The organism is Streptomyces sp. NPDC015242 (genome assembly GCF_043079125.1).
GTDB lineage: Bacteria > Actinomycetota > Actinomycetes > Streptomycetales > Streptomycetaceae > Streptomyces.
In genome coordinates, this window is the sequence record NZ_JBIBUF010000001.1 from 783109 (window position 1) to 803165 (window position 20057).

Annotated in this window: 20 protein-coding genes and 1 pseudogene; 11 read left to right on the forward strand and 10 right to left on the reverse strand. The window is 74.7% G+C overall.

From position 1 onward, the window contains the following. Positions 1–16 precede the first annotated feature (16 nt). Positions 17–343: an antibiotic biosynthesis monooxygenase family protein gene (locus ACF07N_RS03560; RefSeq protein WP_383335471.1), complete on the reverse strand. Its 327-nt coding sequence runs from the start codon at positions 341–343 to the stop codon at positions 17–19. Positions 344–459: 116 nt separating this feature from the next. Between ACF07N_RS03560 and ACF07N_RS03565 the strand changes: the two genes are divergently transcribed. After that, positions 460–1410: an epimerase gene (locus tag ACF07N_RS03565; protein WP_392107795.1), complete on the forward strand. Its 951-nt coding sequence runs from the start codon at positions 460–462 to the stop codon at positions 1408–1410. A gap of 6 nt (positions 1411–1416) precedes the next feature. Here the strand turns inward: ACF07N_RS03565 and ACF07N_RS03570 are convergent, their stop codons facing one another. Both ACF07N_RS03570 and ACF07N_RS03575 read right to left on the reverse strand, forming a co-directional pair. Then, a complete protein-coding gene (locus tag ACF07N_RS03570; RefSeq protein WP_392107797.1) occupies positions 1417–2295 on the reverse strand; it encodes a hypothetical protein in 879 nt (292 codons plus the stop codon). Positions 2296–2401: 106 nt separating this feature from the next. Then, on the reverse strand, positions 2402–2551 hold the full coding sequence (locus tag ACF07N_RS03575; protein ID WP_383335474.1) for a hypothetical protein: 150 nt from the start codon (positions 2549–2551) through the stop codon (positions 2402–2404). A gap of 139 nt (positions 2552–2690) precedes the next feature. Here ACF07N_RS03575 and ACF07N_RS03580 point away from each other — a divergent pair, with 139 nt between their 5' ends. Beyond that, on the forward strand, positions 2691–3119 hold the full coding sequence (locus tag ACF07N_RS03580) for a hypothetical protein (protein WP_383335475.1): 429 nt from the start codon (positions 2691–2693) through the stop codon (positions 3117–3119). A gap of 238 nt (positions 3120–3357) precedes the next feature. After that, positions 3358–4998 carry a phosphoglucomutase (alpha-D-glucose-1,6-bisphosphate-dependent) gene (gene pgm, locus ACF07N_RS03585; protein WP_392107801.1) on the forward strand — a complete coding sequence of 547 codons (1641 nt, stop codon included), beginning with the start codon at positions 3358–3360 and terminating at the stop codon, positions 4996–4998. A gap of 55 nt (positions 4999–5053) precedes the next feature. Here the strand turns inward: pgm and ACF07N_RS03590 are convergent, their stop codons facing one another. Then, positions 5054–5548, reverse strand: a complete 495-nt coding sequence (locus tag ACF07N_RS03590; protein ID WP_383335477.1) for a DUF5949 family protein — start codon at positions 5546–5548, stop codon at positions 5054–5056. A gap of 156 nt (positions 5549–5704) precedes the next feature. Between ACF07N_RS03590 and ACF07N_RS03595 the strand changes: the two genes are divergently transcribed. Further along, positions 5705–5992, forward strand: coding sequence for a zinc-ribbon domain-containing protein (locus ACF07N_RS03595; protein WP_392107804.1), 288 nt, complete (start codon positions 5705–5707; stop codon positions 5990–5992). Positions 5993–6020: 28 nt separating this feature from the next. Here the strand turns inward: ACF07N_RS03595 and ACF07N_RS03600 are convergent. Then, a pseudogene (locus tag ACF07N_RS03600) lies at positions 6021–6266 on the reverse strand (hypothetical protein); the annotation flags it as partial. Between the two features lie 121 nt (positions 6267–6387). On the opposite strand from ACF07N_RS03600, the gene ACF07N_RS03605 reads away from it, so the two are divergent. The 5 genes from ACF07N_RS03605 (at position 6388) to ACF07N_RS03625 (ending at position 12537) form a co-directional block, all read left to right on the forward strand. Then, positions 6388–6867, forward strand: coding sequence for an SRPBCC family protein (locus tag ACF07N_RS03605; RefSeq protein WP_383343678.1), 480 nt, complete (start codon positions 6388–6390; stop codon positions 6865–6867). 225 nt (positions 6868–7092) lie between these two features. After that, on the forward strand, positions 7093–8097 hold the full coding sequence (locus ACF07N_RS03610) for a trypsin-like serine peptidase (RefSeq protein WP_392107807.1): 1005 nt from the start codon (positions 7093–7095) through the stop codon (positions 8095–8097). Between the two features lie 126 nt (positions 8098–8223). After that, positions 8224–9345, forward strand: a complete 1122-nt coding sequence (locus ACF07N_RS03615; RefSeq protein WP_392107810.1) for an NADAR family protein — start codon at positions 8224–8226, stop codon at positions 9343–9345. 111 nt (positions 9346–9456) lie between these two features. Next, on the forward strand, positions 9457–10968 hold the full coding sequence (locus tag ACF07N_RS03620) for a HEAT repeat domain-containing protein (RefSeq protein WP_392107813.1): 1512 nt from the start codon (positions 9457–9459) through the stop codon (positions 10966–10968). Positions 10969–11295: 327 nt separating this feature from the next. Next, complete coding sequence (locus tag ACF07N_RS03625) at positions 11296–12537, forward strand: glycosyltransferase (protein WP_392107816.1); 1242 nt, start codon at positions 11296–11298, stop codon at positions 12535–12537. 7 nt (positions 12538–12544) lie between these two features. Here ACF07N_RS03625 and ACF07N_RS03630 read toward each other — a convergent pair whose 3' ends face one another. From ACF07N_RS03630 to ACF07N_RS03645, 4 genes are all read right to left on the reverse strand, one after another. Further along, positions 12545–13243, reverse strand: coding sequence for an acetoacetate decarboxylase family protein (locus ACF07N_RS03630; RefSeq protein WP_392107818.1), 699 nt, complete (start codon positions 13241–13243; stop codon positions 12545–12547). 57 nt (positions 13244–13300) lie between these two features. Then, complete coding sequence (secD, locus tag ACF07N_RS03635) at positions 13301–15505, reverse strand: protein translocase subunit SecD (RefSeq protein WP_392107821.1); 2205 nt, start codon at positions 15503–15505, stop codon at positions 13301–13303. Between the two features lie 470 nt (positions 15506–15975). Beyond that, the gene (locus ACF07N_RS03640; protein ID WP_392107824.1) at positions 15976–16659 is read right to left on the reverse strand and encodes a response regulator; all 684 of its coding nucleotides are present in this window, start codon (positions 16657–16659) and stop codon (positions 15976–15978) included. A gap of 2 nt (positions 16660–16661) precedes the next feature. Continuing rightward, positions 16662–17615: a HAMP domain-containing sensor histidine kinase gene (locus tag ACF07N_RS03645; protein WP_383335489.1), complete on the reverse strand. Its 954-nt coding sequence runs from the start codon at positions 17613–17615 to the stop codon at positions 16662–16664. 382 nt (positions 17616–17997) lie between these two features. Between ACF07N_RS03645 and ACF07N_RS03650 the strand changes: the two genes are divergently transcribed. Continuing rightward, complete coding sequence (locus ACF07N_RS03650) at positions 17998–18309, forward strand: TraR/DksA C4-type zinc finger protein (RefSeq protein WP_383343699.1); 312 nt, start codon at positions 17998–18000, stop codon at positions 18307–18309. A gap of 49 nt (positions 18310–18358) precedes the next feature. Continuing rightward, positions 18359–18733 (forward strand): TraR/DksA family transcriptional regulator, encoded by a 375-nt coding sequence (locus ACF07N_RS03655; protein WP_383343703.1) that lies wholly within the window; start codon positions 18359–18361, stop codon positions 18731–18733. Positions 18734–19139: 406 nt separating this feature from the next. Here the strand turns inward: ACF07N_RS03655 and ACF07N_RS03660 are convergent, their stop codons facing one another. Then, positions 19140–19904, reverse strand: coding sequence for a restriction endonuclease (locus ACF07N_RS03660; protein ID WP_392107828.1), 765 nt, complete (start codon positions 19902–19904; stop codon positions 19140–19142). Positions 19905–20057: the final 153 nt, after the last annotated feature.

Consider the following 20057-nt stretch of genomic DNA (forward strand, 5'->3'; position numbering starts at 1 on the left):
CGTCGTCCGCCGGGGGCTAGGCGCCCTTCGGCCCGGCCTGCTGCACGACCTCGAAGGACCACAGGGTCGCATCGCTCGCCGCGGGCCTGGGCCGCTCGCCGCCCTCGCCGCCGCCCTGGTGGGCGGCCTTCATCGGCCCCTCCATCCAGGCCTGGAACGACTCCTCGTCACGCCAGCGCGTGTAGACGAGGTAGGTGTCGGTGCCCTCCACGGGACGGAGGAGCTCGAACCACTCGAACCCGTCGGAGTTCTCCACGGCGTGCGCGCGGGAGGCGAAGCGCTTCTCCAGCGTCTCCCGCTGCTCGGCGGGCACGGTCAGCACGTTGATCTTCACTACGCTCATGGGCCCATCTTGCCCGACGGGGCATCCGCCACGGGCGGGGCCCGCAGCACCCCATGTTTTGAACGCGTTCAAATGTCGGCTAGAGTCACGCTCACACGTCGATGGGGGAGGCCTGCGTGAAATTCGTGATGCCCGGTGGCACCGGACAGGTCGGAACGGTTCTGCGGCGCGCGCTGAGCGCGGCCGGACACGAGGTCGTGGTGCTCAGCCGGCGCCCGGCGCGCGAGGGGGAGGTGTACTGGGACGGCGCGACCCTCGGCCGCTGGGCCGAGGAGGTGGACGGCAGCGACGTCGTGGTCAACCTCGCCGGGCGGAGCGTGAACTGCCGGTACACGCCCGGCAACCTGCGCCGGATGATGGACTCGCGGGTGGACTCCACCCGGGTCGTGGGCGAGGCGATCGCGTCCGCGGCCCGGCCGCCGGGAGTCTGGCTGCAGATGAGCACCGCGACCGTCTACGCCCACCGCTTCGACGCCCCGAACGACGAGGCCACGGGCGTGATCGGCGGAGGTGAACCCGGCGCCCCCGGCTACTGGTCGTACAGCGTCGACATCGCCAAGGCCTGGGAGCGCGCCCAGGAGGCGGCCGCCACCCCGCACACCCGCAAGGTGGCCCTGCGCGCCGCCATGGTGATGAGCCCCGACCGGGGCGGCGTCTTCGATGTGCTGCTCAGGATGGCCCGCCTCGGCCTCGGCGGCCCGGTCGCCGGCGGCGCGCAGTACGTGTCCTGGATCCACGACCGGGACTTCGTCCGCGCGGTCGAGTTCCTCGTGGCCCGGGAGGACATCGCCGGACCGGTGAACCTCGCCGCGCCCGGGCCCCTGCCGCAGCGCGTCTTCATGCGGCACCTGCGCGCCGCGTGGGGCGTGCCGGTGGGCCTGCCCGCGACACGCTGGATGGCCGAGGCCGGAGCCTTCGTCCTGCGCTCGGACACCGAGCTGCTGCTGAAGAGCCGCCGCGTGGTCCCCGGCCGCCTCCTCGAAGCGGGCTTCACCTTCGGCCACCCGGACTGGCCGGCGGCCGCGGGCGACCTCGTACGGCGGCTCCGCGGCCCTGACGCGCGATGAACCCGGTCAGCTCTGCCGCTTGCCCTTGCCCTGCTCCAGGGCCTTGCCGGTCATGTCGGTGACCTGCCCGGACGGCGGCGCCTCGGCCTCGACCTCGGTGCCGAAGCCGGTGAAGTCCATCACCGTGCGCACCGTGACCTTCCCGGGCGCGGACGAGGCGGTGCTCGCGGACCGCTCCGAGGACTGCGGCGCCTTGACGGTCATGTCGAGCTGCTGCCGGCGCAGCCGGCCCTCGTCGTCCAGCCACACGTCCATCGGCAGGGTCGGGCCGACCTGCTTGCGCAGGGTGTCGCCGTTCGGCAGCTCGGCGACGTCGACGCTGACGCGGTACCGCGTGGTCCGCACGCCGCCGATCGTGGCCGTGCCCTTCTCGGTGACGTCCCGGTCGGTGATGGCCTTGGCGTACGCGGCGGACTGCGCCGGGTCGCTCATGTTCCGGTCGCCGGCGCCCTGGCGTTCGGCGACCTTCCCCAGGTCGATCCTGATCCACGGCTTGCCGCCCGGGGCCTGCCCCTTCGGCAGCTTCTGGTAGAGCACCTGGTCGATCACCCGCTGCTCGATCCGCTGCCCCTGCGCCGTGAGCGTCATGACGCTGTCGCCGTCCTCCAGGTCGACGACGCCCTGCCCCTTCGCGGTCTCCGAGCGGCCCTGGGCCGAGGTCTGCACCCGCAGGGCGACCTTCGCGGTGTCCTCCTCGGCGGTCCTGTCGTAGGCCGAGCGCACCGCCCGCGTGCCCCGCTCCTCGGCCCCGGCACTCGTCTTCGCCGAGGAGGCACCCGCCTCCTGCTTCGTGTCACCGTCACCGCAGCCGACCAGCACGGTGCCGGCCAGGACCCCGGCGACACCTAAGGCGCAGAGCTTCCCGCCGTTGCCTGTGCTGCCCATCGAACCAGCTCCTCTCAGGTGTGTGATGCGACCCAGGTGCCCGAAACGGACACGAACACACCTGTGGGGGTTGGGAGTTGGACAACAGGAGGAGTCGGCCTCCGGGTCAGTGGCGGCGGCCGCGGAGCTTGCCGAGCAGACGCTGCGCCTCGGCCCGCTTGCGGGGGTCGGCCGCCGCGCGGCGGGCCTGTTCCACGGCCCGGCGTCCCTGCGGGCTCCGGGCGAACTCCTTGATCCGGTTCAGCATTCCGGCCATGACGCACCGTCCTTCGTGATCGACGTGATGGGTGTCTGCCACTCGCCTACCCCCTCCAAGCCGTGCTCAGGCACCCGCCGCCCGGTCGGTGCGCGACCGAACGTGTTTGGCGCCGGAGTCAGAGGCAAAGCGGTGTCACATGACTGAAGAGAACAAGCGCACGAATCAGAAGGCGACCACCGTCCGGACGGCGCAGTCCAAGGCCCGTGGCACGGCCGACAAGGCGTCCGCGTCCGCCTCCCAGGCGGCCAAGGGCGCCGCGGACAAGGCCGGTGACGCCACGTCAGCCGCCAAGTCCGGCGTGGAGCGCTCCACGGAGACGGCGAAGACGGCCGCCCGGACGGCCGCCAAGGGCGTCGAGGCGAGCCGCCAGGCGGTCGTCACCGCCTCGGGGCACGTCGCCGCCACCGCGAAGACGGCCTGGACGGTCATCGCCCACCGCAAGCTCGTCGCCGCGGGCGTCGGCGCCGGTCTGACCGCCCTGAGCGCTGCGTCGTACGCCGTGGGCCGCCGCGCGGAGCGCGGTGCGCACGGCCCGCTCACCCGGCTCACCGGCGGCCGGATCTGACCACGGCCGGCACGCGCGGCGTGCCGGCCACGAGGGAGCAGGCGGCGCGGCGCATCACCGGGCGTCCCGGTGGTCCGTAGCGCCGCCCTCTCGCGTGCGCGCGGCCGGGACGGTCCCCGGCGCGCGTGGCATGGCGCACATCCCGCCCTCACCGGGGTGCCCCTCTCGCGCGCCACCGCCGTGACGGGGAAGGATGAGACCGCACACGAACGATCGACCCATGTGGAGGAGCGGGCCCATGCAGCACGAGCGAGCGGGCAGTCCGGCCGGACCCGAGGATCTCGTCGACGTCGCTCGGCTGGTGACCGCGTACTACGCGCTCCACCCCGACCTCGACGACCCGGGGCAGCGCGTGGCGTTCGGGACCTCCGGACACCGCGGATCGTCGCTGGCGAGCGCGTTCAACGACGACCACATCGCCGCGACCAGCCAGGCCATCTGCGAATACCGCGCCGAGCAGGGCACCGACGGCCCCCTGTTCCTGGGTGCCGACACCCACGCCCTGTCGGAGCCGGCGCGGGTCACGGCCCTCGAGGTGTTCGCCGCCAACGAGGTGACGGTGCTGATCGACGCCGCGGACGGCTACACGCCGACCCCGGCCGTCTCGCACGCCATCCTCACCCACAACCGCGGCCGCGCCACCGGCCTGGCGGACGGCGTCGTGGTCACCCCCTCCCACAACCCGCCCGCCGACGGCGGCTTCAAGTACAACCCGCCCAGCGGCGGTCCCGCCGCCTCGGACGCCACCTCCTGGATCCAGGACCGGGCGAACGAGATCATCCGGGGCGGCCTGAAGGACGTACGGCGCGTCTCCCACGCCCGTGCCCTCGCCGCCCCCACCACGGGCCGCTACGACTTCCTCGGCAGCTACGTCGCCGACCTGCCCTCCGTCCTCGACCTGGACGCGGTCCGCTCGGCCGGGGTGCGCATCGGAGCCGACCCGCTCGGCGGGGCCTCGGTCGCCTACTGGGGCCGCATCGCCGAGCAGCACGGCCTCGACCTCACCGTCGTCAACCCGCACACCGACCCCACGTGGCGCTTCATGACGCTGGACTGGGACGGCAAGATCCGCATGGACTGCTCGTCGCCGTACGCCATGGCGTCGCTGATCGAGCAGCGGGAGCGGTTCCAGATCGCCACCGGCAACGACGCCGACGCCGACCGGCACGGCATCGTCACCCCGGACGCGGGCCTGATGAACCCCAACCACTACCTCGCGGTCGCCATCTCCTACCTGTACGCCCACCGCGAGAACTGGCCGGCCGCCACCGGCGTCGGCAAGACGCTGGTGTCCTCCGCCATGATCGACCGGGTCGCCGCCGACCTGGGCCGTGAACTGGTCGAGGTGCCGGTCGGGTTCAAGTGGTTCGTCGACGGGCTCGCCGGCGGCACCATCGGCTTCGGCGGCGAGGAGTCGGCCGGGGCGTCCTTCCTGCGCCGCGACGGCTCCGTGTGGACCACCGACAAGGACGGCATCCTGCTGGCGCTGCTCGCCTCCGAGATCACCGCCGTCACCGGCAGGACCCCGTCCGAGCACTACGCGGGCCTGACCGCCCGCTTCGGCGAGCCGGCCTACGCGCGCATCGACGCCCCGGCGACCCGGGAGGAGAAGGCGCTGCTCGCCAAGCTCTCCCCGGCCCAGGTCAGCGCCGACACCCTGGCCGGTGACGCGGTCACCGCGGTGCTCACCGAGGCCCCCGGCAACGGCGCCCCCATCGGTGGCATCAAGGTGACGACGGACAACGCCTGGTTCGCGGCCCGCCCGTCCGGCACGGAGGACGTCTACAAGATCTACGCGGAGTCGTTCCTCGGCCCCGACCACCTCCGCCGCGTCCAGGAGGAGGCCAAGGGCGTGGTGCTGGCGGCCCTGTCCGCCTGACCGCGGACGTGCCGCGGCCCGGGCCACCGCCGGGTGACCCGGGCCGCGGGCGCCGTCAGCCGCGCAGGCTGCGGGCGGGCAGCACCACGTGCACCGCAGAGGTGAGGACGTCCTGGTCGGACGTGAAGGCGGCCAGCGTCTGCACGTCACCGGGCTCGGTGCCCTCCGGCCACGGCCGGGTGGCGAAGATCAGGTAGGCGTACCCGAGAGCGGCCACCGCCTCCAGCCAGCTCTCCGGCGGCACGAACTGCGCCCTGAGATGCTGCACGGTCAGGACCGCCGACCCGGGCACGACGAGCAGGCTCACCGGCAGACCGGGCCGCTGTGCGGCGTCGACGAGTCCCTCGCCCACGGGCAGCCCGGCGCTCCCCAGCAGCTGCTCGATGGCCTTCGCCGTGGCCTCCGGACCGTTCGCGCCGGGGCCCAGGGGGCAGGCGAGGAGGTAGGGGACGTCGACACCCTCGGGCGTGGTGCCCCGCCAGGACAGGACGACGAGGGAGCCCAGGTCGTCGGTGTGCGTGGGCTGAGTTTCGGCTGAGATCGAGGTCACCGCGGCACCGTACCGGCGTCACCCGGGGGCTCCCGGCCCGCTGTCACCCGCTTGGCCCAGTCCCGCCGGGCTCTCCACACGAACGAGGGGCCCACGCACCGGACATGTCCCCGATACAGGACACTGGAGGAAGATCCGACCCGGGAGGACCGTCACGTGATCATTTTCGGCACCAAGGGATACCTGTACCAGCTCGCGATACTGACGCTGGTGTGCGGCCGGTGCGGCAACCCCGCCGCGCACACGCTCCGCAAGCGCGTCACGAAGTTCACCCTGTTCTTCGTGCCGCTGTTCCCCGTCTCGACGAAGTACCTGACGCAGTGCACCTTCTGCGGCGCCGAACAGAAGGTGACCGAGGAGCAGGCGGAGCGGCTGCGGGCCCAGGACGCGGGTGACCCGGGCGGCCGGCCGTACGGGCAGCCGCAGCAGCAGCACCGCTTCTGAGAACGGGACCCGGCCGGGGCGTCGCCCGTCACCCGCCGGCGGGGCGGGGCGGCGCGGCCCGGCGGCGGTCGAGCCGCAGTGCCGTCCCGGTCGCCAGCGCCCCCAGGCCTTCCCACACCCCGACACCGGCGAAGACGTCCGGTGCCCTGCCGCCGATCGCAGCGGCGATGAAGACCGTGCAGGTCAGCAGCCGGAACGGCACGGTCCAGCGGAAGAAGGCCCGCCAGTCGGCCAGGGCCGCCAGCACGTAGTACACGCCCATGTTTGAGGCGGCTGCCGGTCATCCACGATGTGGCAACCGCGTCATCCCGGGTACCCGGCCGCCACGAGCCCGGACCTGTGTGTGGGCCGACGGGCCTCCCCGCAGTCGATCAGTGAATACCGGAGGCAGGTAGATGAGCACCGTCAAGGAAACCGTGGAAGTCGAGGTCCCGCTGCACACCGCCTACAACCAGTGGACGCAGTTCGAGGAGTTCCCGCACTTCATGGAGGGCGTCGAGGAGGTCAGGCAGATCGACGACCGCCACAACCACTGGACGACGAAGGTCGGCGGAGTACGGCGCGAGTTCGACACCGAGATCGTCGACCAGCTGCCCGACGAGCGCGTCACCTGGCGTACGACCAGCGGAGACGTCAACCAGAAGGGCTCCGTCCGCTTCGAGCGCGTGGATGACACCCACACGCGGGTGGAGCTCGTGATGGAGGTCGAGCCCAGCGGGATGGCCGAGAAGGCCGCGGACATGGTGGGCACCATCGACCGCCGGGTCAAGGGCGACATGAAGCGCTTCAAGCAGTACATCGAGGAGCGCGGTGCGGAGTCCGGTGCCTGGCGCGGCCGCATCCAGCCGGGCGGCGGCACCGGCCCGGCCCTCTGACCCCACGGCGCTGCCCCGCGACCCGGTCTCCGGCAGGAGGCCGGGTCTTCTTGTGCCCGTGTGCGCTTGCGGCGGAGCGTACGTGACGTTTCGGTCATCGTTATGACATGCACCTGTCCATATCGGTCTCCCGGTGGCACGCTGCCCCTGACTGTCCGCAGTGACACCCCTGCCTGACCGGGCGGCGGTTGCCGCCGCCCGGCCCCCACAGCAGAAGGAGACCGCGTGATAGGCAGACCCCGAAGCGCCCGCACGTCCGGCGGCACCCCCGTGCGCCGCACCCTCCTCGGCGCCCTCGCCGGCATCACCGCGCTGCTGGCGGCCGGCGTCACCGCCGCACCGGCGGGCGCGGCACCGGAACCCGGCGTGGCGGCCCCCGCGGCGCGCGAACGCGCCCTGGCCTTCTGGACCCCGGAACGGATGCGGGCGGCGACCCCGCTCGACGTCCTGACCGTCGACCGCTCGCAGGTCCGGGCCGCTGCCCCGCGCCAGGGCGAGGCGACCGTCGTGGCACCCAGCGCACCCGCCCTGGCCGTCGGCCCGCTGGCGTTCCCGCACGGCGGCGGCCCCTGGTCCGGCGGGGGAGCGGTGACCAGGACGGCGGGACGCGTGTTCTTCACCTACCAGGGCCGCACCGCCTCCTGCTCCGGCAACGCGGTCACCAGCGCCAACAAGAGCACCGTGCTGACCGCCGGCCACTGCGTGAAGATGCAGGGCGCCTGGCACACCAACTGGGTGTTCGTGCCCGGCTACCACGACGGACAGCGGCCCTACGGCACCTGGGCGGCGGCCAGGACCCTGTCGACGCCGCAGTGGACGGCCGGCGAGGACATCAACTACGACATCGGCGCGGCCGTCGTCGCCCCGCTGGACGGCAAACGGCTCACCGACGTCGTCGGCGGCCAGGGGCTCGCCTTCAACACCGGCTACTCCAAGGCCATGTACTCCTTCGGCTTCCCGGCCGCCGCCCCGTACGACGGCGAGAAGTTCGTCTACTGCAGCGGCACCACCTTCCGGGACTTCCTGCTCTCCTCGGACCACGGTCTGACCTGCAACATGACCGGCGGCTCCAGCGGCGGCCCGTGGTTCACCCAATTCGACGAGGCCACCGGCACGGGCCTGCAGTCCTCGGTGAACAGCTTCAAGTACAACTTCCTGCCCAACGCCATGTACGGCCCGTACTTCGGGGCGGACGCGCAGAACCTGTACCAGAGCGCCCAGGCGTCCTGATCCACCGCGGGGACGGGAACCGGGGCCCGCGCCGAGCCATGGCGAGGGCCCCGGCTCCGTGCGCGCGGCACCGGGCGTCGTTCCAATTGTGTTGCGGTGATCGCCCGCTCCACCACAATGGCCTGAATGATCGGCAACCGCACCACCTCCCGCACCGCGGACGGCAGAAGCGTCCCCGGAACCTGGCGTCACGCGTTCATCCGCAACGGCGACTACTTCCTCACCGACCTGTTCATCTACGCGGACGGACTGATCGACTGCTGGGGCCTGGTCACCCTGGAGGAGTTCGAGCGGAAGCTGCGCACCGGCTGGGTCGCCACCGAACTCCCGGACGGCGCCCGGGCCTCCGCCCACGACCTGGCCGCGTGGAAGTTCAGCGAACCCCACACCTGGCTCACTCCCGAACTGCTGCTCGCCGAGGTCCGCGACACGATCGACCAGCTCAACGGCCGGCCGGACTCGACGGGCCGCTGCCTCGCCGCCGTCGACGCGTTCCTCGCCGAACCGACCGAGGAGAACCGGGCCATCGCCCGCGCCGCCTACCACGCCATCCCGGAGACCCAGCGCCACTACGCGCTGGGCGACATGGACCGCAAGGACCGGCCGCTGCAGGTGCTGGTCACCGGGCCCGGCGGGGAACTGGAGTCCCCGCCCGGCGAAACCGTCGACCAGGAGGAGTACGACGAGGCGGTCGCCTACTTCCGGGACCGGGAGCGGTCGCGGGCCGAACGTCTCGCACGGGTCCCGGCGGACGGGCCCGCGACCCCGACGGCCCCCGCCCTCCACCTCTACGAGAGGTACCCGCTCAAGCCCTCGGACGACCCGGGCACGCAAGCCCTGCGCAACGACTACCCCGCCCCCGTCCTCGTCGGCGGCGACACCTACCCCTCGGTCGCCCACGCCTACTGGGCCCTGTCCACGTCCGACGCCACGGCCCGGGCCGCCGCGCGGGACGCGGACCGGGCGTTCGCCGCTTACCGCGCCGCGGCCGGTGCCCCCCGGCGTGAGGGGTGGGACCAGGCCAGGACCGCCGTCATGGCCGCCCTGCTGAGGGCCAAGTACACCCAGCACCCGGCCCTCGCGCGCGTGCTCCTGGACACGGGTGACGCCACCCTCGTCTACGACGATCACGACTCCGGCCACTGGGGCGACAACGGCGGCCGCGGCCGCAACTGGACCGGCCGCCTGCTCGAACTGGTCCGCTCCGAACTCCGGGCCGGACAGGCGGGGATCGGCCCGTTCGCCTAGCGCGACGGGCGCTCGCCCGGTCCGGGCGGACGGTCGCCGCCCGGACCGGCGAGGTGGCCGGGAGCAACCTTCGGGGCGCTCGACGGTCTATTCCTCAGGGGGGTGTCGACCATGGGGGCGGACCATCAGATCGCTTTCTTCCTGCGCGAGTCGACGGCGACGGCACCGGAGCGGCGTGCGGCGGCGCTGAAGGGCCTGGGGCGCAGGGGCGGTACCGAGCACGTCCCCGTGCTCGTCGAGGCGGCCGCCGATCCCGCGCCCGAGGTGCGCGCAGCCGCCGCCCGGTCCCTCGGCCGGCTCGGGATCCCGCAGGCCGGCCGGGAGGTCCTGCCGCGTCTGATGGGAGACGCGGATCCGGACGTGCGGCGCAGGGCCTGTGTCGCCGCGACCCGGCTGGCGCTCGACGGGCCGGCGGTCGTGGAGGCCTTCGCCCGGCTGCTGTCCGACCCCGACCGCCACGTGCGGATCCTCGCCCTGGAAGGACTGGCCGCCCTGGGTGTCCCGGGGGACGTCACGGCCCTCACCGCGCTGCTCGGCGATCCCGACAGCGCCGTGTGGGGGAGGGCCGGCACCCTTCTGCACGCCTGCAAGGACGACCCGGACGTGCGCGCCGAGGTGATCCGCACCGCCCGCGAGGGCAGGGGCGCCGCCCGCGCGCGCGTCCTGGAGCGGCTGCCCCGGGAGTGCGCCGAACGGCTCCTCGACGCGCTCCTCGACGGCCTGGGCGATCCGTCCCCTGAGGTGCGCATCCAGGCCGCCTGGCGCCTGTGCCACCTGGAACAACGGCAGGTGCGGGACACCTGGGCGGCGGCCCTGCGCGGGGAGCGCGACCCCCGGGTCGCCGCCGTTCTCCTCCGTTTCCCGGGCGATCGGGCCGACGAGCGCCTGGGCGGACCGGCGGTGCGGTGGCTGCACGACCCCGTCGCCGGACCGCACGCCGCACAGGTCCTGGGTGCCCTGGACACCGGCCCGGCGGCCACCCACCTGCGTACGGCCCTGACCGACGCGACGCTGCCCGCCGCCACCCGGGCCGCCTGCGCCACGGCGATCGGGGCCGGTGGCCGCTGGGACGCGGTGTGGCTCCTGCTGCCCCTCCTGGACGACCCCGACGACGACGTGCGCGCCGGGGTCCTCGGCGGGCTGGAGCTCCTCGTGGAGAACGGACTGCGGCCCTGGGAGCGCCACCCGGTGGCGTGGGCCCTCTCGGCCCACCTGGAGACCGACGCCCGGCACACCTGGCGCACCCGCGACGCGCTCTGGGGCCTGGCCCAGGCGCTCCCCGCCGTACGACGGCTGGCGGACACCGCCCCTTCGGGCGAGGTCCGGGCCGCCGCCCTGTCGCTCCTCGACGGCGACGACCCGGCCGACGCAGACACCCGGCACGATCTGCGGCGCTTCCTGCGGGGCCTGGACGACCCGCACGAACCGGTGCGCTACGAGGCCGTGAGCGGTCTGCGGCGCTGGGTGGACGCGGGCGGGGCCCTCCCACCGGGCGCCGACGCCGCGCGCGAGCGGTTGAGGGCCCTCACCGCGGACGCCTCGCCGCGCCTGCGCGAGGCCGCCACCGGGCTCCTCGCGGCCCTGGACGGCGGCCCGGACGCCGCCACGTCCGCACCGGCGTGAACGAGCCCCGGCTGCCTCCCCGCACGGGTGTGAGCCGGGGCCTCGCCGTTCCCCGGGTCGGTGTGAACGCAAGCCCCCGCCGCCCCGGCATCGGTGTGAACGGAGCGCCTCGGCCGTCCCCCGGGCCGGCGGGAACGCGAGCCTCCGCCGTCCTCGTGCCGGCGGGAACGCGAGCCTCGGCCGTTCCGGCACCGGCGGGAACGCGAGCCCCGGCCGCCCCCGCGCCGGTGTGAACCGGGCGCCCCGGTCTTCCCCCGCACCGGCGGTTTGCGTGGGCGTCCCGCCGTGGACCGCGTGTCGCCGTTCCGGCCGGTCCAGACTGGGCCCATGCGAGTGCTGATCATGACAGCGGGATCGCGCGGGGACGTGGCACCGTACACCGGGCTGGGCGCCGGGCTGGTGCGCGGCGGCCATGACGTCACGCTCGCCACGCACGCCCTCTTCGCGCCCCTGACCGCCGGTTCGGGCGTGCGCTTCCACCCGACCCCGGTCGACCCGCACGCCCTGTCGCACTCCGATCGCGGCCGCGGCCTGCACTCCAGCGGCACGGGACTCGGCAAGCTGTGGCGTGCGGCGTCGATGGCCCGGTCCGCCGCGGAGGAGATGACCGACGCCCTCGTGGAGGCGGCCCGCGGTGCCGATGTCGTCCTGGCCGCCGGCGCGGTGGCACCCCTGGGCCGGGCCATCGCCGAGGGACTGCGCCTGCCCAGCCTGGGCCTGTTCCTGCAACCCCAGCATCCGACACGGGAGTTCGGCGCGCCCATGCTGGGCGGACGCTCGCTCGGGACGGTGGGCAACCACCTGGCCGGACAGGTCGTCACCGCCGCGATCGACCGCGTCCACACCGAGGCCCTGCGCGCGCTGCGCGCCCGGCACGGCATGCGGCCGCGCAGTCCGGCCGCGCTGCGCCGGGCCCACGAGCGGGCCCACTGGCCCGTCCTGCACGGATTCAGCGCACACGTGGTGCCCCGCCCCCGGGACTGGCGGCCGGGCCTGGACCTCGCCGGGTACTGGTGGCCGTACGACACGCGCCGGCTGCCCGCCGAACTGGAGGAGTTCCTCACCGCCGGGCCCGCACCGGTGTTCGTCGGGCTGGGCAGCGCGACCGTGCCGGACCCCGGGCGGGTCAGCGCCGAGATCGTGCGGGCCCTGCGTCAGGCGGGGCTGCGCGGGGTGATCCAGCGGGGCTGGGCGAACCTCACCGCCCGGACCGACGACGTGATCACCGTCGGGGACGTCCCGCACGCGCTGCTGTTCCCGCGCGTGGCCGCCGTGGTCCACCACGCGGGTGCCGGCACCACCGCCGCCGTGCTGCGCGCCGGTGTCCCCACGGTGCCGGTGCCGGTGCAGTTCGACGGCGGCTTCTGGGCGGACCGGCTGGTCGCCCTGGGCACCGCGCCGTGCGCGCTTCCGCTGCGGCGCCTGTCCGCGGGCGCACTCGCCTCCGCCCTGCGCCGTGCCACACGCGACCCCCGCCACCGCGACCGCGCCCGTGCGCTGTCACGGCACTTGGCCGAGGAGGACGGCGTGGCACCGGTTCTGGCCGCGCTGGGCGGGACGGCCCGCTGAGCGGCACTCAGGACACCGCGCCACCCGGCGTTCGCGGCGGGCGCCCCCCGGCCCGGCCCACCGTCATGCGGAATCCCCGGATCGTGGCCGCGAGCACCGCCCTCCGGCCGTCCAGACAGGCGAGCGGACCGCCGGGCTCCGCCGTCAGACGGGCCCGCCCCAGCCGGACACGGCCCGACAGCCGCAACGGCACCGCGCACGTCCCGTGCACCGGGTGCGGCTGCAGCAGCCGGCCGCGCACGGGCAGCCGGCCGGGCAGCGGCAGCAGATCCTGCTGCGTCCCCGTCACCACCGCACCCGGGCCGGCCGGTCCGCCCCGGACGACCAGGCGGGTACGCGTCGCGCCTCCTCCGGTCGACGGCGTGGCGGGACCGAAGCCGAAGGAGCCGAGTTCCTTGGGGATGCCCCACAGCGTGCGGCCACCGGCCAGCGAGCGCGGGTCGTCCACCCAGGCCTCGACCGCGCAGGCCGCCGGACCCCGCCGGTCCCGCACCGCCAGGGCCACCAGCAGCTCCCGGTACGCCAGCGTGCCGCCGGGCCGGTAGTCCACCCAGAACGTGACCAGCACCCAAAACCGCCCGAGCCGCAGCGGGCGGACCCCCGCGGGCAGCCGCCAGCCGGGCGTCTCACGCCCCGGCACCAGCCACACCGCGGTGACCATGTCGCCGCGCAGATGCCACGGCTCCGGCGGAAAGGGCTCGGCCACGGGTGCCCTCCTTCACGTCCTGACCCCGCTCGGCCCTTCCCGGGTACCCGGTACCGGTCACCCGCAGCGGGGACGGCGGCCGGCGAGCAGGATCGCGAGCGGGGCGGCCGTGAAGACCGACGAGTAGGTGCCGACGGCGAGGCCCACGAGCAGCGCCAGGGCGAAGTCGGTGAGGGAGGACCCGCCGAGCACCGCGAGGGCGATGAGGACCAGCGCCGCGCCCATGCCCGTGTTCACCGTGCGGGGCAGGGTCTGCAGCACCGCCGGGCCCACCACGTCCGGCCAGTACCGCTCCGGGTGACGGCCGGCCAGCTCCCTCACGCGGTCGAAGAGGATCACCGAGTCGTTGACGGAGTACCCGACGACGGTGAGCAGGGCCGCCAGGAACACCCCGTCCAAGGGCTTGCCCAGCCAGGCGAACACGCCGACGAGGATCACCACGTCGTGGGCGAGGGCGACGACCGCGGCGGTGCCGAACACCCAGCGGAACCGGACCGTCAGATACAGCAGCTGGGCGCCCAGCGCGAGGGCGAGCGCGACCAGCGCGTCGCGGCGCAGTTCCGCGCCGAGGCTCGGGCCGATCAGTTCGTCACGGACCTTCTCCGCCCCGCCGGCCAGCTCCCGCACGGCTCCGGTGACGCCGGCCTCCTGGGCGTTCGTCATCGGCCCGGTCCGCACCGTCAGGTCCGAGGCGCCGGAGGACTGCACGACGGCCCGGGGGAACCCGGCGTCGGCCAGCGCGGTCCGGACCCGGTCGGCGTCGACGGGGGAGGTGGTCGCGTACGTGATGAGGCGGCCTCCGGTGAACTCCACCCCCAGGTCGGCACCGCGCACGACGGTGCCCGCGGCGGCCAGGGCCAGCACGGCGGCGCTCGCCGCCAGCCAGCGGCGCGGGCGGCGCATCAGCCGCGGTTCGCGCCGGCCGAGGTGCTCGCGGACGGCACCCGTCGTCGCGATGCCCGTGAGAGCGGGGGACCGGCGGACCCGCGGCCGGCTCGCGGCGAACTCGGCGAGCACCCGGGTGATCACCAGCGCGCTGACCATGGAGGCGAGCACGCCGATGCCCAGGGTCACCCCGAAGCCGCGCACCGGCCCGGAGGCCAGCAGGAACAGCAGCACGGCCGCGATCAGTGTGGTGATGTTGGAGTCGGCGATCGCGCTGAACGCGTCGCGGAACCCGGCGGCGAGCGCCGAGCGGGGAGTCGGGCGCCGGCGGGCCGTGTACTCCTCGCGGGCCCGTTCGAAGACCAGCACGTTGGCGTCCACGGCCATGCCGATCGCCAGGACGAAACCGGCCAGGCCCGGCAGGGTGAGGGCGGCGCCGAGCGCGGCCAGGGCGGCGTAGGAGACGAGGCCGTAGCAGGCCAGGGCGAGCACGGCGAGCAGGCCCATCAGCCGGTAGACCACGATGACGAAGAGCGCGGTCAGGGCCGTGCCGACGGCGGCCGCCCGGGCGCTCGCGGCGATGGCCTCGGCACCGAGGGTGGGGCCCACCGTGCGCTGCTCGACCGTCTCGACGGGCACGGGCAGGGCTCCGCCGTTGACCAGCAGCGCCAGTTCACGGGCCTCGGCCGGGCCGAAGGCGCCCGTGATCCGGGTGGCGCCGTCGCGGATGCCGCTGCCGCAGGCGACGGACGGGTCGACCTGCGGGGAGGAGATGACCTTGTCGTCGAGGACGATGGCGACGCGCCGTGCCGGGTCCCCCACCGGGTGGCAGGCCGCTTCGCCGGTCAGCCGGGCCCAGCTGTCGCGGCCCGGGCCCTCGAAGCCGACGGTGACGTGCCACCCCGCGCCGCCCTGGTCGTCGAAGCGCGCGGCGGCCTCCTCGACGTGCTCGCCGGTCAGGGCGGCGGGCCCGAGGCGCAGCGGGGTGCCGGACTCGTCGGGCAGCGTCCGGGACACGCCGTCGCCGTCGCCGCGCACCGGGTGGAAGGCGAGCTGCGCGGTGCGGCCCAGGACGTCGGCGGCCTCGCGCGGGTCCTGCACTCCGGGCAGCTCGGCGATGATCCGGTTCTCGCCGGAGCGGACGAGGGTGGGTTCGGCGACGCCGAGCGCGTCGACGCGGCCGCGCAGCACCTCCAGGGTGCGGTCGGTGGCCTCGGGGCCGGTCCCGGCGGCCGGGCCCGGGCGGGTCTCCAGCACGATCTGCGTACCGCCGCGCAGATCCAGGCCCAGGCGGACCGGCACGGTCACGGCGATGTACAGGGACACGGCGAGCAGGGCGAGGGCGAGCAGGGCCCTCACCCGCGTGGAACGGGTCACGAACAGCCTCCGGCGGGCGCACCCGGGCACGCGGGAGACGGCCGGGCGCTGTCAGGAAGAAGGAAAGGGAGCGTCGGGTGCCGGACGACGCGGCGGTGCCCGTTCGAGGTCGGGGGACGAGCACGGCGGTACGGAGGTGAGCGGCGTGGCCCGCGCGGGAGACGGAGCGCCGGTGAGTGCGGGAGGCGCGGCGGTCCGCCGCGCACCGACGGCCGCGGGGCAGCGGGGAGGGGAGGGCTCACCGTGCGACTCGTGGCGGGCCGCCGCCCGGACCGCGCAGGTCCCGTCCCGGTCGTCGTCCGCGCGCGGCCCGGTGCCGGGGGGACCGGCCGCCGCCACCGCGGCGGACGGCGGGCCGGCCGCCGGGCCGGGCGGGACGCCGCCGAGTGCGGTCAGCAGCGTCAGCAGGACGGCCGCCAGGACGGCGACGCCGCGGCCCGGGGAGCTGTGTCGGGAGTTGGATGCCACCGTCAGGGTTCGATCAGCCCGGCGCGGATGGCGTAGCGGGTGAGCTCGAGGCGGTCCCGCAGGCCCAGCTTCTGCAGCAGGTTGGCGCGGTGCCGCTGCACGGTCTTGACGCTGATGAACAGCAGTTCGGCGATCTCCTTGGACGAGTGGCCCTCGGCCACCAGCTTCAGCACCTCCTCCTCGCGCGGGGTGAGCACCTGGCCTGGGCTCTCCTCGCCGTGGCGGGCCCGGTCGAGGTAGTTGCGGATCAGGGCGGTGATCGCGCCCGAGTACAGGAACGGCTCGTCCCGGACGGCCGCCCGGCACGCGGCGACCAGGTCCCGGTCGGCGACGGACTTCAGCACATAGCCGCAGGCCCCGGCCTTGAGGGCCTGGAAGAAGTACTGCTCGTTGTCGTGCATGGTGAGCATCAGGATCTTCAGGCCCGGCGCGCGGACGGCCAGTTCGCGGGCGGCCTGCAAGCCGGTCAGGCGTGGCATGGCGATGTCGAGCACGGCCAGGTCGACCTCGTGCGTCCGGGCCAGCTCGACGGCCTCGGCGCCGTCACCGGCCTCGGCGACCACGTCCAGGTCCGGTTCCTGCTGGAGGATCAGCCGCACCCCGCGCCGGACCAGGGCGTGGTCGTCGGCGAGCAGGATGCGGATCGCGCCGGTCCGGGCCTCGGCGAGGGTGATCGTGTCGGGCATGGTCAGAGCTGCTTCCTGGGAACGGGCGCGGTGAGGCGGACGCTGGTGCCGGTACCCGGCGCGGGGGTGATGTCGAGGCTGCCGCCGATCAGCAGGGCCCGTTCGCGCATCCCGCGCATGCCGGCACCCTCCCGGGGGGCCTCGATGCCCCGGCCGTCGTCGGTGACGGTCAGCACCACGCGGTCGCCGGCGTGACGCAGGGCGACGGTGACGCGCCCGGCGTCCGCGTGCCGGGCGGCGTTGGTCAGCGACTCCTGGGCGACGCGGTACAGGACCAGCTCCGTCTCCGGTGCCAGGGCGGGCAGGTCGGTGTCGAAGCGGCGGGTGACCTGCATCCGGGTGTGGGTGGCGAAGTCCTCGGTGAGGGAGGTGATCGCGCTGACCAGACCCAGGTCGTCCAGCACCCCGGGGCGCAGCCTGCGCACCAGGCGGCGGACCTCGTCCAGGGACTCCCGGGTGATCTCCTGCACCTCCTGCAGTTCCGCGCGCAGCCGCTGCGGCGCATCGTCGGCGCTGCGCTTGAGGCCCAGCAGGATGGCGGTCATGCTCTGCCCGACCTCGTCGTGCAGTTCCTGCGCGATACGGCGGCGTTCGGCCTCCTGCGCCAGCAGGGCCCGGGCGCTGCTGGTGGCCCGCTCCTGCTCCAGGCGCTCCAGCATCGCGTTGAAGGTGCGGATCACCTCGGGCACCTCACCGCCCCCGGACACGGGCAGACGCTGGCCGGGGCGGAGCAGATCGACGGTGGTCATCAGCCTTCTCAGCCGGACCAGGGGCGCGAGGCCCAGACGCAGCAGGGCCGCGTTGGCGACCAGCATCACGGCGAGACCGCCGACCAGGATGACGGCCTCGGTGAGCAGGATCGGCACCGACACCGTCACCGGTGCCCACAGCAGCAGAGCCGTGGCCGCGCCGAGCACCAGGGCGTTGAGGGCGAAGATCCGCCAGAACAGGGACACCGGACCTGCGACTCCTCTTCTCCGTGCTCGGATCACCGCCACCGCGGAGCGCCGCTCGCGGCCCGTGCCGGTGGCGCCGGGTGACCGGGACCGGGATGCCTGGTGTCAGGACCGGATGCCGGGTCCGGCAGGCCGGATGCCGTGGCGTGGGTGCCCGGCACCCCGGGTGGCCTCCCGCCAGCCTGCCCCGTCGCCGCGGTCGCCGTCGATGGGGGTCAGCCCCCATTTCCCGGGGGCGCGGCGTACCCAGGCCGTACCCCTTGGGTGGCCCGTCCGGCCGGGAATGGGGCCCGCGCCCGATAGGACTCCGCGGCGGATCCGGCGAGGGTGGGGGCGACACCCCCGGCCGGCTCGCGGCCGGGCAGCCGAAAGAGGACCGATCATGACGCTCGACGTTCCCCGGGCCGAGCCCGACCCCCACGAAGCCCGGCACCGCCTGGAACACGCCCGCGCCTCCCGGCTGGCGCAGCTGCGCGCCCTCGACGACGGCGGGCAGGCTGCGGAGGACCACCTGCTGTCCGAGCAGAGGTCCGCGATGCGGCGGGTCCTCCGGGAGATCGACGAGGCCTTCGGGCGCATCGAGCAGGGCACGTACGGCACCTGCCTGGGCTGCGGCAGGCCCATCCCCGCGGAGCGGCTGGAGATCCTCCCGTACACCCGCCACTGCGTCGCCTGCCAGCGCCGCGCCCTCTGACCGCCCTCCGCTCCGAGCTCCTCCGCCCTGACCACGAAGAAGGGGTGACGTGGTGAACCAGCAGACCGCCGGCCCGGGTGCGCCGCACCTGTCGGCCGAGGACCTTGCCGCGCTGCGCGAGAGCCTGCGCGAGCAACGCCTGTTCCGCCGGGAGCAGTTGCGCCGGCTCGCCGGCCCGGCCGCCTCCCGCGCCGCGGAACGGCGCGGGCAGGGGGCGTCCGCGCACCTGGAGGTCGGCGTCAAGCTCGCCGCCTCGGCCCGCATGGTCCTTGCCGACGTCGAAGCGGCCCTGGCCCGCATGGACGCGGGGGTGTACGGCGCCTGCGGCCGGTGCGGTCGCCCTCTCGACCGGGAGCGCCTGCTGATCGTGCCGCAGGCCCGCTACTGCGCCCGGTGCCAGTGGGCCGCCGCCGGCGGCCGGTGAGGGGCGTGACGCCGCCGGCGTGGTGAGGCCCCGTCCCTGACCGGGGTCGGGGACGGGGCACGACCCCGGTCAGGGACGAGGCACGACCCGGGTCAGGGACAAGGCACGCCCCGGGTCAGGGACGAGGCACGACCGGGGTCACGGACCGGGGCGCACCGGCTTGCCCGACGCGCGGCGGCCTCTCACATGGACGGGACCGCGTGGGGGACGGCCGCGAGGCCGACAGGACCGGCGAGGCGGACCGGACCGGCGACGCCGACGGGATCGCGAGCCCGACCGGCCCGACCGGCCCGACCGGCCCGACCGGCCCGACCGGCCCGACCGGCCCGGCCAGCCCGACCGGCCCGCCGGTCTTGCCCTCGGGCGCAGCCCCTCGCACCGGGCCACCCGCCGGGCCGACAGCGGCTCATGACCCCGCCCCGGCCAGGTCCCACCCCGCCGTCCGGCCTCCCGGGGCGGTGTCCCAGGGGCGGGGACCGGTGCCGTCCGTCCAGGCCCGCAGGGCGTCCCCGTCCACGCAGACGATGCCGCACTGCCCGGCGTACTCCACCGCGGGCCCGGTGAAGTCGCTCGTGGTGACCAGCGCGGCGACGTCCGCCTCGTGGACGGTGAAGCACGTGCCGCCGAAGCGCTGCAGGTCCTGCGAGCCGACGCGGTGGGAGGCGTCGTAGCGCTTGCACTGGACGACGATCCGCCGCCCGTCGGGGGTCAGGGCCACCACGTCGGCGCCCAGGTCCCCGGCACCTCCCACGACCTCGACGGCGGAGCAGCCGTCCCGTTCGCAGAGGGCGGCGATCGCCTCCTCGAACTCCTCGGGCGTCAGCGCCCCGTAGTCGGTGACGATCTCGACCGCCGTGCGCTGCGGGGGCAGTTCGAGGGCGTCCAGTTCGCGGGCCGCCTCCCTCGCCGCCTCGTCCAGCGCTGCCGCGGCCCGGCGCGCCGCCCGGGTCACGTGCACCCGGCGCCGCACCCCGATCAGGCCCGCGACAGCCACCACGACCAGCACGAACACCCAGGCGGGCCGCCGTTCGACGGCGCCCGCGACCAGACGCGCCACGAGGCCCAGGGCGCACACGACCACGGCGAGGAAGACGAAGAACAGCGCGGTCGAGCGCAGGTCGAAACGGCGCCGCCGGTTGACCGGCGGTATGGGACGGGTAGGCGCGGTCACGGTGTGTCCCCCTCGTGGGATCGATGAAAGATCGTTTCCACCGTCTTCCCAAGATCTGGATCTTCATCGGTCCTTCACCACCTCGGGACCCGACCGGACCGCGTACGCAACCGCTTCGAAATCGCCAAAACCCGACCGGAAGGTGTCTGGACC